Here is a 16,542-nt window from a genome sequence, read left to right on the forward strand (position 1 = left end):
GTGTCGTCGACATGGAGGGGAAGGTCCTTTATGTCGCCGCAGAAAGTGCAAGATCGCGGGAAGGGGAGCGGGGGCGTGTGGTGCTGCGGCACGGGGGTGGGCGTGGCAGGGTGGGTTGGTGATGGATCGGGGACTTGTGGCGTTGGCCGCCGCGCACGGCGTGTCCACCTGGTACGAGGACTGGCGGCACCGCCGCGTCGAGGTCGCGTCGGAGACGGTCGTCGGCGTGCTCGGGCTGCTCGGCGTGGACGCCACCAGCCCCGCCGCGATCGCCGACGCGCTCGCCGCCGCCCGCGCGGTGGACCGGACCGCGCTGCCGCCGACCCTGGTGCTTGCCGAGGGCGCGACACACGCGCTGCCCGGCCCGGGTGTGGTGTCCCTGGAGGACGGTGGTCGCCGGACGGTTGACGCGCAGCTGCCCGCTGACCTGCCGCTGGGCTGGCACCGGCTGGCCTGCGACGGGCGGGACGTGACCCTCGTCGTGGTGCCCCGGCGGCTGCCCGTGCCGCCCCGCACCTGGGGTTGGATGCTCCAGCTCTACGCGCTCAGCTCCGAGCGGTCCTGGGGCATGGGCGACCTCGGCGACCTGGCCGACTTCACCGGATGGGCGGGCGGAACGGGCGCCGGACTGGTGCTGCTCAACCCGCTGCACGCGGTCGGACCGGCGCACCCGGTGGCCGCGTCGCCGTACTCGCCGGCCAGCCGACGCTTCGTGAATCCGCTCTACCTGCGCGTCAGCGACACCACCGCGTACACGGCGGCGGACCCGGCCACCCGGGCGGTGGTCGACGCGTTACGCCCCGACCGCCGGGACCTGATCGACTACGACGAGGTGTGGGCCGCCAAGCGGCACGCGTTGGAGCTGCTGCACCCGTACGCCCCGGCGATGGACCTCGACGCGGACCCGGCGCTGACCAGCTTCGCCACCTGGTGCGCGCTGGCGGAGCGGCACGGCAACGACTGGCAGGCGTGGCCGGCGGAGCTGCACCACCCGGACGCCCCGGCGGTCGCCGAGCAGCGTCGCCAACTCGCCGACCGGGTGGCGTTCCACGCCTGGCTGCAACACCTCTGTGACGAGCAGCTCGACGCCGTGACGGCGGCGGCCCGGTCGACGGGCATGCCGGTCGGCGTGGTGCACGACCTGGCCGTCGGCATCGACCCGGGCGGCGCGGACGGCTGGCAGCTCGCCGACGTCCTGGCCCAGGGGGTACGGGTCGGCGCGCCCCCGGACGACTTCAACCAGCTCGGCCAGGACTGGGGCCTCGCCGCGTGGCGACCGGACCGGCTCGCCGAGACCGGGTACGCGGCGTACCGGGACATGCTGCGGCGGACCCTGCGGCACGCGGGCGGCCTGCGGGTCGACCACGTCGCCGGGCTCTGGCGACTGTGGTGGGTGCCGCCGGGCGCCGGGGCCGCCGAGGGCACCTACGTGCGGTACGACGCCGAGGCGATGCTCGGCATCCTGGCGCTGGAGGCGCACCGGGCCGGCGCGGTGGTCGTCGGCGAGGACCTGGGCACGGTCCAGCCGGCGGTGACCCGCGGGCTGCGTGGGCGCAACATGCTCGGCTCGACGGTGCTGTGGTTCGCCCGGGACGACGACGGCGAGTTCACCCCACCGACCCGCTGGCCCACGAACGCCCTCGCCACGATCAGCACCCACGACCTGCCGACCGCCCCGGGATTCCTGACCGGCGAGCACGTGCGGGTGCGTGACGAGTTGAAGCTGCTCGGCACCGACGTGGCCGTCGAACGCGCCCGGGCCGCCGCCGACCGCGAGCGGCTGCTGGCGATGCTGCGCAACGAGGCGCTGCTGCCCGGCTCGCGCGTCGCCAAAGCAGGGGCCGCCGCCGGAGCCGAGACCGCCGGGGCAGGGGCCGCCGCCGGGGCCGAGGCTGCCGCCGGAGCAGAGGCCGCCGCCGAAGCCGAGGTCGGTTCCGGGGCGGGGGCCGACGGTGACCCGGCCGACGGTGACGTGGTGGTGGCGATGCACGCCGCGCTCGCGGCCAGCCCGTCACGACTGCTCGGCGTGTCCCTCTACGACGTGCTGGGGGAGGTGCGCCAACCCAACATGCCGGGCACCGTCGACGAGTATCCGAACTGGCGGCTGCCGCTGCCGGCCAGCGTGGCGCAGATCCGGACGGACCCCGGCGTGGCCCGGATCGTCCACCTGCTCACCGCCGCCCGTCCCCGGACGACCCCGCCCGACCGGGCCGGGGAGAAGGCCGGTCGGCGGACCACCCCGAACCCGGTCGGAGATAGGCCGCCCGACCCGGCCGGCACGTAGGCCACCCGGTCAGGCCGGCCAGTAGGCCGCCCCACCCGGTCGGCCAGTAGCCCGTCCGGTCAGGTCGACCAGTCGAACCGTGGTGGCAGTCCGAGGAAGTCCGCGTACCGGGTCAGCGCCCGCTCGACCTCGACCCGTTCGGCGGCGGTCATCGGCACCAGCGGCCGTACCGTCAGGGTGACGGCCTGCCGGCCGACCTTGCGCTTCCACACGCCGACCACGCGACCGGCGCGGACCACGGTGGCCTGGAAGATGCCGTTGTTACCCGGCACCACGGCCGCCCGGTGCGCGGGGTCGAGCATCAGCGTGCGGTCCCGGTAGCCGAGCAGGTACTCGTCGAAGCCCGGCAACGCGAGCACCTCGGGCGCCGGGGCGCGCGGGATGTCGGCCAGTGCCGCGTCCACGTACATCGGCTCGCCGTCGACGCGTACCGTGCTCAGCAGGTCGGCGGCGGCGGTCAGGCCGCGCCGCGCGTCGGTCAGGGTGAGGCCGCTCCACCCGGCGAACTCGCGGTCGGTGACCGGCCCGTGGCCCCGGACGTAGCGGTGGGCGAGCAGCGCCAACGCCTCGTCCCGCTCCGGGCGGCGTTGCTCCGGCGCCCACTCGTCGAGCAGGACGAACGTCTGCTCGGTGCCGATGGTGGGCGCCACACAGGTCACCCCGCGCACGCTCGCGTACCAGAGCAGGTGGTAGCCGCGCTGGCCGTCGGTGCCGATGCCGGCCGCGCGCAGGGTGGCGAGACACTGCGCCCGGCTGAGCCGGCCGCCGCCGGCCAGCGCGACGCCGAGTACGTCGAGCGCCCGCGCCTCGTCGGCCTCGGTCAGCCCGAGCTGTACGCGCCGGGTCGCCGAGCCCGCCAGCGCGCGTACGCCGGTCAGCTCCAGCATCCAGCAGGTGTCGGCGGGCGGGATGAGGTGCACGGTGCCCCGCATCGGCCAGGTGCGCAGCGCCTCGCGGCGTTCCAGCGCGGCCTGCACGTCGGTCACCGTCCACCCCGGCAGCCGGGCGCCGAGCGACCACAGCCCGCTCGCCAGGTCCTGAGCCTGCATCGCCCCGAACCACTCGACCACCTCGGCGACGGTGCCCGGCCCGCCGGGCGGGCGCAGCAGCAGGCTGGTCATCCGCAGTGCCAGCGCTTCGGCCGCGCTGAGGTCGGCAGTCATCGCACTCCTTCCGGTCGCCACGCCGCAGCCTAGGCCCGAGGACCGACACGCACGGTTAACCGCCGTGCCGGTGGGAATGCGGCCGGCCGGAAGTACGCGCGCCGCGCGTACGGAAGGGAGTCTCATGACTGCCGCAAGCCAACCGGCCCGCGGTGCCGGCGTACCGGCCGATTCTCGGGCCCATCGGGCGTCCACCGGCGCCAAGACCAGCGCGGCCGCCACTTTCGCTCTGGTCTTCGGTGTGGCCGGCCTGTTCAGCGTGTTGACGGCCATCCTCGCCTGGGTCGGACTGGTGCTCGGCATCATCGGCATCGTCCTCGGCATCGTCGGGCTGAAGATGGCCCGCCGGCCGGGCGTGACCGGCCGGGGCGTGTCCATCGGCGGCCTGGTGCTGAGCATCCTGGCGGTCCTGATCGGCCTGGGCCTCGCCGCGGGCATCACCACGTTCGTCAACAACAAGGGCGCGGTGGACCGCCTTCAGAACCAGGTCGACGACCTACGGGACAAGCTCGACTGACACCGGGCCCGGGTGGCTGGGGGCCAGGGCGTGCCGCTGGCCCCCACCCCGGCCTATTTGGACTCGACCCGTCCGACCGCGTCGACCCCCGAGGTGAGCGCCGCGCGGGTGGACTGCCACGCGGGATCTCCCGGGTAGAGCGTGCTGCGCAGGTATGCCGCGGTGAGCGCCGCGACCGCCGCCACCCGTCGCGGGCTCTCGTCGGTGGTCTCGGCGGCGTCGTAGCCGGAGATCCCGCCGAGACCGTGCTCCGCCTCGAAGAGGGTCAGGAGCGACTTGGGGGCGGGGGACAGGACGTACGGGTCGGCGTGCCACTGCGCGCCCCGCACCGTCAGGTGCTCGGAGGTGTCCCGGTCGCCGGCCACGACGAGCGCGGGCGTCGTCATCGCGGAGAAGTCCGTGGTCTGGAAGAACCCGTAGCTCCGGGCGAACTCGCTGAGCGCGTCCCCGCCCCGGCCGGGGGCGGCGAGGAGCACCCCCGCGCTGATCCGGGGTTCGGTCAGGTCGACGGGCGTCCCGTCGTGCGGGTCGGTGAGCCGCGCGCCCAACAGCAGGCTGGCGGTGTGCCCGCCCATGGAGTGCCCGGCCACGGCGACCCTGTCCCGGTCCAGACGGCCGTGCAGTTGTGTGACGGCGGCCTCGATCGTGTCGAGCGCATCGAGGATGCGCGTCATGTCGTGGGCCCGTGAACGCCAGTAGAGCGGTGCCTCGTTGTCGCCGGGGTTGAGGCTCAGGGTCTTCGAGTCCAGATGGGTCGGCTGGATCACGACGAAGCCGAGTGCCGCCCAGTGGTTGGCGAGGGGCCCGTAGCCGTTGAGCGAGGAGAGGTTGTTCGAGTGCCCGTGGCCGTGCGAGAGCAGGATGATCGGCAGCCGGGTGCCGGTCATCGGCGCGGAGACGCGTACCTGCAGGTCCACGGCGCGGCCGGGGGCCGGCAGCGTGATCGGGCCGACGGACACGATCGGGGTGCTGATGGTGTCGGCGACGAGGGTCGATGTGGTCATGGTTGCCTTCCCGTGGTGCGGAGGTGGCACGGCAGGGGTGTCCCCGCCTCCGCTACAGTTGAAGCGGATCGCCGTTCCACTAATATACGGAACGCTGATCCGTTTTCCAAACGGCGTGTGGAGGAGAACCGTGTCGGCGACGAGCCAGTCCCCGGAGATGCCGGCCCGAGGCCGCCGCGCCGACGCGGTGCGCAACCAGCAGACGCTCCTGACGGCAGCCGCCGCGGTCTTCGTCACCTCCGGCGTCGAAGCGCCGATCCGGGAGATCGCGGCCCGCGCGGGGGTCGGCATCGGGACGATCTACCGGCACTTCCCGACCCGGGCGGACCTCGTCGTCGCCGTCTACCGCCACCAGGTCGAGGCCTGCGCCGAAGCGGGCCCGACCCTGCTGGCGAACGCCGCCTCCCCGCTGGCGGCCCTCCGCCAGTGGGTCGACCTCTTCACCGACTTCCTGGTCACGAAGCACGGCCTGGCGAGCGCGCTGCAGTCGGACGCCGGCGGCTTCGACACGCTGCACGCCTGGTTCCTCGACCGCCTCGTGCCGGTCTGCGGGCAACTGCTCGACGCCTCCGTCGACGCGGGCGAGATCACCCCCGGCACGCGCCCGTACGAATTGATGCGCGGCATCGGCAACCTCTGCGTCAGTCGCGACAACGACCCGGACTACGACCCCCGCCGCCTCGTCGACCTGCTGCTGCGCGGCCTCCAGCGACCCCGCTGACCGGAGATCACAGTAGGGTGGGCGGCGTGCTCCGCCAGGTCACCGCGATCCGCTACGTCACCCCACTGCGGGAGGGTGGCTCACTGCCGGGCGTCGTGGAGGCCGACGACCTCGGCACGTACGTCGCGAAGTTCACCGGCGCCGGGCAGGGGCCCAAGGCGCTCGTCGCCGAGGTGATCTGCGGCGAGCTGGCCCGCCGGCTGGACCTGCGGGTGCCGCCGCTGGTGGTCCTCGACATCGACCCGGTGATCGGCCGGGCCGAGCCCGACCAGGAGGTACAGGAGCTGCTGCGCAACAGCGGCGGCGCCAACTTGGGGATGGACTTCCTGCCGGGCGCGCTCGGCTTCGACCCGGTGGCGCACCCCGTCGATCCGCTGCTGGCCTCCCGGGTGCTGTGGTTCGACGCGTACGTGGAGAACGTCGACCGGAGCTGGCGCAACCCCAACCTGCTCATCTGGCACCGGGAGCTGTGGCTCATCGACCACGGCGCCGCGCTGTACTTCCACCACAACTGGCCCCGCGCCGACGCCGCCGTGCACCGCGCCTACCGGGCCGAGGACCACGTGCTCGCGCCGTACGCCGCCCGGGTCGCCGAGGCCAACGACGAGCTGGCCGCCCGGGTCACCCCCGACCTCCTCCGGGAGGTGTTGGCGCTGGTGCCGGCTCAGTGGCTGACCGCGGCCGACTTCGACTCGGCCGACGAGGCGCGCGAGGCGTACGTGTCGCACCTGTCGCGGCGGGTCGCCGACCCGGCGGACTGGCTGCCGGCGGGGAGCGCGGCGTGAGGCATCCCTTCGAGTACGCCGTCATCCGGCTGGTGCCCCGCGTCGAGCGCGGCGAACAGATCAACGTGGGTGTGCTGCTCTACTGCCAGCAGCGGGACTTCCTGGCCGCGCGGACGCACCTGGACGCCGACCGGGCGCGTGCCCTGGCGCCCGACGTCGATCTGCCGGCCGTCGCCGCGGTGCTGGAGTCGCTGGACCGGACCTGCTCCGGCGACGGGCCGGCCACCCGTATGCGGCTCGGTGAGCGCTTCCACTGGCTGGTCGCGCCGCGCAGCACGATGATCCAGGCCGGTCCGGTACACACCGGCCTCACCGCCGACCCGGCGGCCGAGCTGGACCGGCTGATGACGATGCTGGTCCGCTGACCGGCCGGTGGGCTGAGCGGGCGGGGCCTTCGACGACGGCGGACCCCTGATCGCGCTGCGCCAGCGCCGTTGCCGGCGGAGCGCGATCCCCCGTTCAGGCGCCGGTGCCAGGGGGGCGGCAGGATTGCACGCCGGCACCGGTTGGCATCAGGATCGCCGCCCGCGCGGACGGCCGGATCGGAACGTCCGGGAACTTGCGGAAAACTTGAACCCGGACGACCGGAACACCGCGATCCGTCGTTTGTCTCCGCACCGCCGGGGTAGTCGCGGGAGCTGACCCGAGACGAGAAGGGGACAACTCTGATGGCTGCCCAGACGAAGGTGGCGGTGATCTACTACAGCGCCACCGGCATCACCTACCAGATGGCGCAGGCCGCGTGTGAGGCCGCCGGGGAAGCCGGCGCGGAGGTGCGCCTGCGCAAGGTACGGGAGCTCGCGCCGGACGAGGCGATCCGCTCGAACTCCGGTTGGCAGGCGCACCATCTGGAGACCCAGGACGTTCCCGAGGCGATGATCGACGACCTGGCCTGGGCCGACGTGACGATCTTCGGCTCGCCCACCCGGTACGGCATGATCGCCGCGCAGTTGAAGCAGTTCATCGACACCACCGGCCCGCTGTGGGCGCAGGGCGCGCTGGCCAACAAGGTGTACGCGGCCTTCACCTCCACGGCGACGTCGCACGGTGGTCAGGAGACGACGTTGACGTCGCTCTTCAACGTCTTCTACCACTGGGGTGGTGTGGTGGTCCCTCCCGGCTACACCGACTCCAGCCAGTTCATCGCCGGCAACCCGTACGGCGCCTCGCACACCAGCAACAACGGGGAGATCGCCCCGGACGCGGTGGCGCTGGGCGCCTGCGCCCTCACCGCCCGCCGTGCGGTGCTGATCGGCGCGGCGCTCAAGCAGGGCCTGGGCGGCTGAGGCGACCGGTGGCGCGGACGGGGGCTCTCGACCCGCCCGCGCCACCGGTCGCACCAGCCCTACCCCGCGACGACGGTGACCATGCCGTGGCCGGGAGCTAACCCTGGCCGACCGGGCGCGACGCCGGCAGCAGGTCGGTCAACACCTCGGTCAGCACGGTCAGTCCGTCCGGGCTGAGCACCGACTCCGGGTGGAACTGCACCCCGGCGAAGCCCTGCCCACGCAGGGCGTGCACGGACCCGTCGCGGACGTCCCGGGCCAGCTCCACGGTCCCGTACGCGGTGTCCAGCCGGTCCACCTGGGCGCGGGCGGTGAACGAGGAGTAGAAGCCGACCCGGCGGGACCGGCCGAACAGCGTCACCTCCCGTTGCAGCCCCTGGTAGGGCGCGTCCCTGCGGTGCAGGGGCAGCCCCAGCAGCCCGGCCAGCACCTGGTGCCCCAGGCAGACCGCGAGGGTGGGTCGACCGGACGCCAGCAACTCGCCGAGCAGGTCCCGCAACGCCGCCATCTTCGGATCGTCCGGGCTGCCCGGGTCACCCGGGCCGGGCCCGGCCACCACCAGGTCGTACCCGTCGACCGGGCCGCCGGCGTGCCACGGGCGCAACGTGACCGCGAGACCCAACGCGCCCAGTTGGTGCGCCAACATGCCGGTGAAGGTGTCCTCCGCGTCCACGATCAGGGCCCGCAGCCCGGCCAGGCCGGGCAGCCCGGACGCGTCGGGCGAGCGCTGGTCCAACCAGAACCGGGCCAGCGGCGTGTTACGCGCGGCCAGCGCGTCGCGTACCTCCGGGTCGTCGGCCAGCCGCACGACCGGCCCGCGCTCGCCGGTGGACGCCGCCGGGCCGAGACCCAGCGCGGCCAGCACCCCGGCCGCCTTGGCGTGGGTCTCGGCCACCTCACCGGCCGCCGTCGAGTGCCGGACCAGGGTGGCGCCGACCGGCACCCGCAGCCGACCGGACGGGGAGATCTCGGCGGTACGGATCAGGATCGGCGCGTCCAGCGTCTGCCGGCCGGCGTCGTCGTGGCCGAGCAGCGCCAGCACGCCCGCGTAGTAGCCCCGACCCCGGCGCTCGTGCCGGGCGATCACCCGGCAGGCGTTCTCCATCGGACTGCCGGTCACGGTGGGCGCGAACATCGTCTCCCGCAGCACCTCCCGCACGTCGCGGGTGCCCCGGCCGGCGAGCAGGTACTCGGTGTGGGCCAGGTGCGACATCTCCTTGAGATAAGGGCCGATGACCTGGCCGCCGTGCTCGGCGACGGTCGCCATCATCTTCAGCTCCTCGTCGAGCACCATGTACAGCTCCTCGATCTCCTTCGGATCGGCGAGGAACCGCAGCAGCGCCGCCCGGTCCGGGATGCCGCCGGTGGGCCGGAAGGTGCCGCTGATCGGGTTCATCATGACGAGCCCGTCGTCGACGCTGACGTGCCGTTCCGGGCTGGCCCCGACCATGGTGCGGGCGCCGGTGTGCACCACGAACGTCCAGTAGGCGCCGCGTTCGGCGACCAACAGCCGGCGCAGCGCGGCCAGCGCGGCCACCAGCGGCGCACCCAGCACGGTGGCGTGCAGGGTGCGGTGGATGACGAAGTTGGCGCCCTCGCCGCGACCGATCTCGTCGGTGAGCACCTGCTGCACGATCCGCGCGTACTCCTCGTCGCTGACGTCGAAGGCGGCGTCCCGGGTGCGGACCGGCTCGTCGGGCAGCGCGGCAAGCGCCTCGGCCAGCGGAATCCGATCGTGTTCGCGGACCTGGAGACACTCCAGCGGGGCGTCGTCGTCGACGCAGGCGAAGCCGCGCTCGGCGATCTGCCGGTACGGCACCAGGGCCAACGTCCGCGCCCCGGGCTCACCCGGGGTCAGCGGGATGTCCGCCAGCCGGTCGACGGTGCCGACCGGGCCGGTGAACAGTTCCAGGTCGTCGGCGCCCTCGCGGCGCAGCAGCGCGAAGGGGCCGGGATCGTCGCCCCGGGAGATGGCGGCGAGCAGGTCGGTCAGGGGGTTCTGGCTGGTCATCGTGGTCTCCGTGGGCGCTGGGCGCCGCCATCGGGGGCGGCCATCCGGGCCGGAGATCCGGCGGCCGCCTCGGTGGCGGCCGCGTGGATGAAGCTACGCGCGGGGGGTGGCCGCCGGGTCGGCGGGCCACCAGGAGGTTGGGTGCGCGAGCATGCGCATCACCTTACGCGGTCGAGGCCTCACTCGGGACCCCTTCCGGCGTACGGGTGTGCCGGGCCGGACCCTCGTCCCGGCGCGGCCGGCACCGGGTAACTTGACCGGCGATGAACATTCTCGCGCTCGACCTGGGCACCTCCTCCGTACGCGGGCTGGTGCTGGACGGGGAAACCCGGCCGCTGCCCGGCGCCCTGGCCCGGCGCAAGGTCAAAATCGCCATCGGGGACGACGGCACGGGCACCCTCTCCGGCCCCGACTACCTCGCCAGCCTCGTCGAGTGTCTGGACGAGTTGGCCGAGGCGGGGCACCTGCACGACGTGGGCATGGTGGCGACGTCCGCGCAGTGGCACTCGGTGCTTCCGCTCGACCGTGACGGCACCCCGCTGGGCCCGGTCGTCACCTGGTTGGACACCCGGCCCGCGCCGGTCGGCGACACGTCCGGCCCGGCCGACCCGGACGGCTTCCACCAACGCACGGGCTGCTGGTGGCACCGCTCCTACTGGCCGGTGCGCCTGCCCTGGCTGCGGGACCAGTCGGGCACGCCGATCACCCGGTTCGTCGGCCTTCCGGAGTACGTGCTGGGCGAGTTGCTCCAGACGGCGCCCATGTCGATCTCGCAGGCCTCCGGCACGGGCCTGCTCGATCTCGTCACCCTGCGCTGGGACGAGGAGGCGCTGACGCTGGCCGGCGTACGACCCCGCGACCTGCCGCCGCTGGGCGAGTTGGACTGGCACGGCCGGCTCCGCCCCGACCGGGCCCGCCGCTGGCCGCAGTTGGCCGAGGCCCGGTGGGCGCCGCCGGTGGGCGACGGTGGCGCGTCCAACGTCGGCTCGGGCTGCGCCGACCCGAGCCGGGCCGCCGTCACGGTGGGCACCTCCGCGGCGGTACGCCTGATGCAGCGCATCCCGGCCGGCGAGCCGCTGCCGCGGCTGCCCGAGCGGCTCTGGCGCTACCGGGTCGACCACGACCACGTGGTGACCGGGGCGGCGTACTCCAGCGGTGGCAACCTGTTCGCCTGGGCGGACCGGGAGCTGCGGCTGCCCCACGGGGACGAACTGGACGCGGCGCTGGCGCTGGTGCCGGTCGGTGGTGGCCGGCCGGCCGATCCCCGGTTCGGCGGCGACCGGGCGCCCGGGTTGGCCCCGGCGGGCACCGGCGAGCTGCGCGGTCTGAGTTTCAGCACCACGGCGGTGGACATCCTGGCCGGGCTCATGCAGGGGCTGTGTGAGCTGGTCGCCGAGGACCTCGCGGTGCTGGAGTCCACAGTCGACAAGCCGGTCGGGGTGGTGCTGGGCGGCGGCGCGGTGGCCGCGTCGGTGTGGTGGCGGCAGGCGTTCGCCGCCGCGCTCGCGCCGCGACCGGTGTCGCACCAACGCAACCCGGAGATCGGCGCCACCGGAGCCGCTTTGGTGGCCCTGGGTCACTTTGATGCGGCGGCGGCGCTCGCCGACATCGGCCGGACGGACGAACTGGTCTCACCGACCACGACAGGACGTTCCCACCCGCAGTATCCTTCCTGAACTTTCGCCCTGCCCGGGCCGTTGACAGCGCCACCGAGCCTGGTTGGATGGACTCCGCTCCCCGGGTCGCGGTGGACGCGGCAGGACGGAGGAGGCAGGGTGGCGGCAGGTCCCGACCCGTCGATCGGTGCGGTGTCGAACCACCGTCGGCGTCGCTTCGACGTCCGGGTCGTCCCGCATCGACGCCGCTCGCCGTTCCGGCTGCGGGACTGGCGGATGAGCACCAAGCTGGCCACCGTGCTGCTGGTGCCGTCGATGGCGTTCCTGGTGCTGGCGGGCGTGCAGACCAGCGCGCTGGTCGGTCGGACGGCCACGTTGAACGACTTCTCCCGGCAGGTCGGCATCGGTCGGCAGATCACCGCCGTGGTCGACCAGCTCCAGCAGGAGCGGGACCGTTCGGCGGGTGAGCTGGGCGAGTTGCGCCGCGGTGGCGACCGCGAGGCGGCGGCCACCGCCCTGCGGCCGTTGCAGTCGGCCACCGACCGCGCCGTCGAGGACCTCCGGCGGGCGGCCGAGCCGTTGGCCGACGCCGACGCCTCCTGGCGGGTCGCCTACTCCGAGGTGCTCGAGGCGTACGACCAGGTCGTCGACATCCGACCGGCCATCCCGCCGGCGGTGCTCAGCAACGACACCATCCTGAGCAACTACCACCGGGCGGTCGACGCGCTGCTGGACCTGCTCGCCGAGCCGACACCGGGCCAGGACCGACCGGGGCTGAGCGACGCGGTGCTGCGCTACGTCCAGATCGCCAGGGTCAAGGAGCTGTCCTCCCGGGTCCGGGCGCAGCTCTACGGCGCCGGCCGGGCCGGCCGGTACGGCACCGAGGACCGGGTGATCCTCTCCGACCTGCGTGCCCAACAGCTCACCGCGCTCGGCGCGTTCCGGGTGTCCGCCACCAGCGACCAGATCCGCCGGTACGACGAGACCTCGGTGAACCCGGGGTTCCAGGTCGCCACCCGCCTGGAGGAGCGCAGTCTTCCGGTCGGCGACGCGGCGCCGGAGGTGCTGCCCTCGGAGCAGTGGTGGTCGGCGAGCCAGCAACGCCAGGAGCTGCTGCGGCAGGTCGAGGCGAGTGTGCTCGACGACGCGGTGCGCCAGGCCGACGACGCGAGCAGCGGCCAGCTCCGGACCACCCTGCTGGTGGTCGGCGGCGTCGTGGCGGTGCTGCTGGTCGCCCTGCTGATCTCTCTGCTGGTCGGTCGCTCCGTCGCCCGGTCGATGCGCCTGCTGCGCAGCCAGGCGCTGCGGATCGCGCAGGTGGAGCTGCCCGACGCGCTGGACCGGCTGCGCACCGTCACCGGTGGTGTGCCGACCATCGACGTGTCCCCGGCGGTCGTCCGTTCGCTCGACGAGATCGGCGAGCTGGCCGAGGCGTTCGTCGCGGTGCACCGCAGCGCCGTGACGGTCGCCGTCGAGCAGGCGCTGATGCGCCGCAACGTCAACGCGATGTTCGTCAACCTCGCGCGCCGCAGCCAGGTGCTGGTGGAGCGGCAACTGGAGCTGCTCGACGACCTGGAGCGTGAGGAGAGCGACCCGGACCAGTTGGAGAACCTCTTCAAGCTCGACCACCTGGCCGCCCGCATGCGCCGTAACGACGAGAGCCTGCTGGTGCTGGCCGGCACGGACTCCACCCGCCGGTGGAACCGTCCGGTGGGCCTGGGCACCGTGCTGCTGGCGGCCGCCGCCGAGATCGAGCAGTACCAGCGGGTACGGCTTGAGTCGATGGGTGCCGTCAACGTGGTCGGGCACGCGGTCGGCGAGCTGGTGCACCTGCTGGCCGAGCTGCTGGAGAACGCCACGGCCTTCTCCCGTCCGGACACCTTCGTCGTGGTGACCGCGCGGGTCGAGGCGTCGACCGCGCTCATCGAGATCGTCGACGACGGTCTGGGCATGAGCCCGTCCGCGCTCGCCGAGGCGAACGCGGTGCTGGCCAGCCCGCCGGCCGCGGACGTCGCGGCGGTCGAGCGGATGGGCCTGTTCGTGGTCAGTCACCTGGCCAGCCGGCTCGGTGTGCGTGTGCAGCTCGACGGGCGCCACAGTGGCCTCGTCGCGCGGCTCGTGCTGCCGGCGACCCTGCTGGCGCCCGGCGGCGCGGTCGAGTTGGATCCGCCGGCGTCCGCCCGGATGCTGGCGTCGAACGCGGCCCGGGGCGCCGCGGCGCAGCGTGGGGCGGGTGTGCCCCCGTCCGGCTCCGTCCACGGGACAGCGACCGCGCCGCTGGACCTTCCGGTGGCCGGTCGTCCGCCGGCCGCGGCCGTGCCCCGCCAGACCCGACCCGTGCCGGTACGCGCCGAGGACGTGTTGGCTCCGGCTGCCGCTTCCGCCGGCGACGGCGGTGGCTGGTGGTCCCGGCAGGGGCCGACCGCGTCGGCGGCCCCGGTCCAGCCCGTGCCGCCCGCGACTCCGGTGACGGCCGGCACGAACGAGCGGGGCCTTCCGGTACGCGTACCCATGGCGCAGCTCTCCGCGGTCACCCGCCCCGCCCAGCCGGAGTCGTCGCCGCGGCGCGCCGACCTCGACCCGGACGCGGTCGGCGGCATGCTTTCCCGGCTCTACAGCGGGGTACGGCGTGCCGAGGCCGAGGACACCACCGAGATACCGGTGCCACCCTCGTGGGGGCACGACGAAGGAGGACGACGACAGTGACGACGTTGAGCCAGGAGGCACGTGACCTGAGCTGGCTGGTGAGCGCGTTCGCGGAGCGGGTGCCGGGCGTGGCGCACGCGGTGGTGGTCTCCTCCGACGGGCTGCTGGTGGCGATCTCCGACCACCTGCCCCGCGACCACGCGGACAAGCTCGCCGCGGTGACGTCCGGGCTGATGAGCATCACGGCGGGCGCGGCGCAGATGTTCGACGGCGACATCGTCAAGCAGACGGTGGTCGAGATGGGCCGGGGCTATTTCCTGGTGATGCAGGTGCGCGACGGGTCCATCCTGGCCACGCTCGCGGCCGGGGACGCCGACATCGGCGTGGTGGGCTACGAGATGGCCCGGTTGGCGAAGCAGGCGGGGGAGATGCTCACCCCGGCGCTGCGAGCGGAGTTGCAGCAGGCGCTGCCCCGCTGAGTCTTCCGGCCGTGACCCGGACGGTCACCGGCTCACCCGAGCCGAGCCGTCCGGGCCCGGCCGTCCGGGCGAGCCGTTCAGAAGCCACCCTCGGTGATGACGGAGCGGTACCAGTGGGCGCTGCGCTTGAGCACGCGCCGTTGGGTCACGTAGTCCACGTAGACCAGGCCCCAACGCTGCTCGTATCCCTCGTCCCATTCGAAGTTGTCGAGCATCGACCAGACATGGAAGCTCTCCAGCGGCACCCCGTCAGCGATGGCGCGGTGCGCGGCGGCCAGGTGGTCGCGCAGGAAGGTGATCCGGCCACTGTCGTCGACGGTGTCGTCCGCGGCCAGGGTGTCGGGGGTGGGCAGACCGTTCTCGGTCACGGTGAGCGGGATCGGGCCGTAGTCGCGGGTGACCCGGGTCAGGATGTCGTACATCCCGTCGGGGTAGATCTGCTGCCAGCCGGCCTCGGAGGTGGGCCAGCGGTGTTCGGTGCTGCCGTCGGCGGCGACGTAGATGGGCGTGTAGTACTGCACGGCCAGCAGGTCGACCGGTGACGAGATCACCGCCAGGTCGCCGTCGCGGATGCCCCGGACCATCCGGCTCTGCGGGCCGAGGTCGGCCAGGACGTCCTGCGGGTAGCTGCCCTTGAGCACCGAGTCGAGGTAGAGGCGGTTCTCGTAGCCGTCGTAGAGGTGCGCGGCGGCGGCGGCCTCGGCGGAGTCGTCGGTGGGGTAGCAGGGGTGCAGGTTGAGCGCGGGGCCGATCCGGGCGGTGCTGTCCGAGGCCCGTAGCGCGCGCACCGCGAGGCCGTGCGCGAGCTGCAGGTGGTGGGCGACGAGGTAGGCGGCCTCCGGGTCCTGTCGACCGGGCGCGTGGTGGCCGGTGAGGTAGCCGTTCTGTACGACGGTCTTGGGCTCGTTGATGGTGAGCCAGACCGGCACCCGGTCGCCGAGGGCGCTGAAGACGGCGTTGGCGTAGTCGGCGAAGCGCAGGGCGGTGTCGCGGGACTCCCAGCCACCGGCGTCCTGCAACGCCTGCGGCAGGTCCCAGTGGAACAGGGTCGCCATCGGGGCGATGCCGCGTTCGTGCAGACCGTCGAGGAGGCGACGGTAGAAGTCGAGCCCACGCTGGTTGGGCGCTCCGCTGCCGTCGGGCTGGATGCGGGGCCAGGAGATGGAGAAGCGGTAGCTGCGCAGACCCAGGTCACGCATCAGGTCGAGGTCTTCGACGTACCGGTGGTAGTGGTCGGCGGCCACGTCGCCGGTGTCGCCGTTGCGGGTACGACCGGGGATGCGGCTGAAGGTGTCCCAGACCGACTCGCCGCGGCCGTCCTCCTTGGCGGCGCCCTCGATCTGGTAGGCAGAGGTGGCCGCGCCCCAACCGAAGTGGCGGGGGAAGCGCAGCGGGCCGGCGGGCCCGGTAGGTATCGACATGGATTCTCCTCGTGGATACGGGGCCCACCGCCCAGATTCGGGAGCGCTCCCAGGATAGGCCAGAAGCGCTCGACCCGGTGAGCCGGCCGTCACGGCGGCCGACGATGGCGGGTCGAGGCGGTTGAGGGCCCCGGACAGCGAACGAGGCCGACCGGGCGGCGCTTCGCGCCTGTCCCGTCGGCCTCTTTTCCCATCGTGTACGGGGGTTTAGTGTGGGGACGGGGGAGGGCAACCCCCGTCCCCACCGTAACTGCACACACACGGGCGGAATTGGGTCCTGCCGTGCGTGTCGCGCGGGAGCCGGGCCACGCGAGTGGCTCTGGTTCCACCTCCCTCCCTGTGGCGGGATGATGGCTGACGGCGGCGTCCGGGCTGGCCCGCCGTCGGCCTTCGGATGGTTCCCCGGGCCCGCCACGAGGACGGTCCCGGCGATCTTCCAGTTGGAACCTTTGTCGATGGAAGCGCTCCCATCGACCGATGTTGCGACTGTAACGCCCGTCACGCCTTTGTGAAAGACCCAAAACGAGATCGAAACAAGTGGGTGAACCAGCTCGCTCCGCGCTTGTTGTGGGAGCGCTTCCATGGCACACTGTCGATTCAACGCGACAG

At 73.3% G+C, this 16,542-nt stretch carries 13 protein-coding genes; 9 read left to right on the forward strand and 4 right to left on the reverse strand.

Features of this window, described 5'->3' with window-relative positions; genetic code table 11:
- The first annotated feature begins 121 nt into the window (after positions 1–121).
- The gene (malQ, locus tag ACIBTX_RS09290) at positions 122–2,284 is read left to right on the forward strand and encodes a 4-alpha-glucanotransferase (RefSeq protein ID WP_396832297.1); all 2,163 of its coding nucleotides are present in this window, start codon (positions 122–124) and stop codon (positions 2,282–2,284) included.
- 59 nt (positions 2,285–2,343) lie between these two features.
- Here the strand turns inward: malQ and ACIBTX_RS09295 are convergent, their stop codons facing one another.
- Positions 2,344–3,447: a winged helix DNA-binding domain-containing protein gene (locus ACIBTX_RS09295; RefSeq protein WP_396832298.1), complete on the reverse strand. Its 1,104-nt coding sequence runs from the start codon at positions 3,445–3,447 to the stop codon at positions 2,344–2,346.
- A gap of 124 nt (positions 3,448–3,571) precedes the next feature.
- On the opposite strand from ACIBTX_RS09295, the gene ACIBTX_RS09300 reads away from it, so the two are divergent.
- Positions 3,572–3,964, forward strand: coding sequence for a DUF4190 domain-containing protein (locus ACIBTX_RS09300; RefSeq protein WP_355047644.1), 393 nt, complete (start codon positions 3,572–3,574; stop codon positions 3,962–3,964).
- Between the two features lie 53 nt (positions 3,965–4,017).
- On the opposite strand, the gene ACIBTX_RS09305 is transcribed toward ACIBTX_RS09300, so the two are convergent.
- The gene (locus ACIBTX_RS09305) at positions 4,018–4,968 is read right to left on the reverse strand and encodes an alpha/beta hydrolase family protein (RefSeq protein ID WP_396832299.1); all 951 of its coding nucleotides are present in this window, start codon (positions 4,966–4,968) and stop codon (positions 4,018–4,020) included.
- A 130-nt stretch (positions 4,969–5,098) separates the two neighbouring features.
- Here ACIBTX_RS09305 and ACIBTX_RS09310 point away from each other — a divergent pair, with 130 nt between their 5' ends.
- The 4 genes from ACIBTX_RS09310 (at position 5,099) to wrbA (ending at position 7,760) form a co-directional block, all read left to right on the forward strand.
- Entirely contained in the window at positions 5,099–5,689 is a 591-nt protein-coding gene (locus tag ACIBTX_RS09310; RefSeq protein WP_396832300.1) for a TetR/AcrR family transcriptional regulator, read from the forward strand.
- Positions 5,690–5,715: 26 nt separating this feature from the next.
- The gene (locus tag ACIBTX_RS09315; protein WP_396832301.1) at positions 5,716–6,474 is read left to right on the forward strand and encodes a HipA family kinase; all 759 of its coding nucleotides are present in this window, start codon (positions 5,716–5,718) and stop codon (positions 6,472–6,474) included.
- Positions 6,471–6,839 (forward strand): DUF3037 domain-containing protein, encoded by a 369-nt coding sequence (locus tag ACIBTX_RS09320; protein ID WP_357128287.1) that lies wholly within the window; start codon positions 6,471–6,473, stop codon positions 6,837–6,839. The genes ACIBTX_RS09315 and ACIBTX_RS09320 overlap by 4 nt, the downstream gene beginning before the upstream one ends.
- Before the next feature lie 303 nt (positions 6,840–7,142).
- Entirely contained in the window at positions 7,143–7,760 is a 618-nt protein-coding gene (wrbA, locus tag ACIBTX_RS09325) for an NAD(P)H:quinone oxidoreductase (protein ID WP_396832302.1), read from the forward strand.
- A gap of 97 nt (positions 7,761–7,857) precedes the next feature.
- Here wrbA and ACIBTX_RS09330 read toward each other — a convergent pair whose 3' ends face one another.
- Positions 7,858–9,771 carry an anthranilate synthase family protein gene (locus ACIBTX_RS09330; RefSeq protein WP_357128290.1) on the reverse strand — a complete coding sequence of 638 codons (1,914 nt, stop codon included), beginning with the start codon at positions 9,769–9,771 and terminating at the stop codon, positions 7,858–7,860.
- Between the two features lie 263 nt (positions 9,772–10,034).
- Between ACIBTX_RS09330 and ACIBTX_RS09335 the strand changes: the two genes are divergently transcribed.
- From ACIBTX_RS09335 to ACIBTX_RS09345, 3 genes are all read left to right on the forward strand, one after another.
- Complete coding sequence (locus tag ACIBTX_RS09335) at positions 10,035–11,447, forward strand: FGGY family carbohydrate kinase (protein WP_357170971.1); 1,413 nt, start codon at positions 10,035–10,037, stop codon at positions 11,445–11,447.
- Positions 11,448–11,546: 99 nt separating this feature from the next.
- Positions 11,547–14,093 carry a nitrate- and nitrite sensing domain-containing protein gene (locus ACIBTX_RS09340; protein WP_357170973.1) on the forward strand — a complete coding sequence of 849 codons (2,547 nt, stop codon included), beginning with the start codon at positions 11,547–11,549 and terminating at the stop codon, positions 14,091–14,093.
- A gap of 5 nt (positions 14,094–14,098) precedes the next feature.
- Positions 14,099–14,512: a roadblock/LC7 domain-containing protein gene (locus ACIBTX_RS09345; protein WP_197281421.1), complete on the forward strand. Its 414-nt coding sequence runs from the start codon at positions 14,099–14,101 to the stop codon at positions 14,510–14,512.
- A 77-nt stretch (positions 14,513–14,589) separates the two neighbouring features.
- Here the strand turns inward: ACIBTX_RS09345 and ACIBTX_RS09350 are convergent, their stop codons facing one another.
- Entirely contained in the window at positions 14,590–15,933 is a 1,344-nt protein-coding gene (locus ACIBTX_RS09350) for a GH1 family beta-glucosidase (protein ID WP_357128299.1), read from the reverse strand.
- Positions 15,934–16,542: the final 609 nt, after the last annotated feature.

The organism is Micromonospora sp. NPDC049359 (assembly GCF_044466585.1).
Lineage (GTDB): Bacteria > Actinomycetota > Actinomycetes > Mycobacteriales > Micromonosporaceae > Micromonospora.

Coding starts and splice junctions, on each gene's coding strand:
- malQ (WP_396832297.1), top strand. CDS start 122: ATGGATCGGGGACTTGTGGCGTTGGCCGCCGCGCACGGCGTGTCCACC.
- wrbA (WP_396832302.1), top strand. CDS start 7,143: ATGGCTGCCCAGACGAAGGTGGCGGTGATCTACTACAGCGCCACCGGC.
- ACIBTX_RS09335 (WP_357170971.1), top strand. CDS start 10,035: ATGAACATTCTCGCGCTCGACCTGGGCACCTCCTCCGTACGCGGGCTG.
- ACIBTX_RS09305 (WP_396832299.1), bottom strand. CDS start 4,968: ATGACCACATCGACCCTCGTCGCCGACACCATCAGCACCCCGATCGTG.
- ACIBTX_RS09330 (WP_357128290.1), bottom strand. CDS start 9,771: ATGACCAGCCAGAACCCCCTGACCGACCTGCTCGCCGCCATCTCCCGG.
- ACIBTX_RS09350 (WP_357128299.1), bottom strand. CDS start 15,933: ATGTCGATACCTACCGGGCCCGCCGGCCCGCTGCGCTTCCCCCGCCAC.
- ACIBTX_RS09295 (WP_396832298.1), bottom strand. CDS start 3,447: ATGACTGCCGACCTCAGCGCGGCCGAAGCGCTGGCACTGCGGATGACC.
- ACIBTX_RS09300 (WP_355047644.1), top strand. CDS start 3,572: ATGACTGCCGCAAGCCAACCGGCCCGCGGTGCCGGCGTACCGGCCGAT.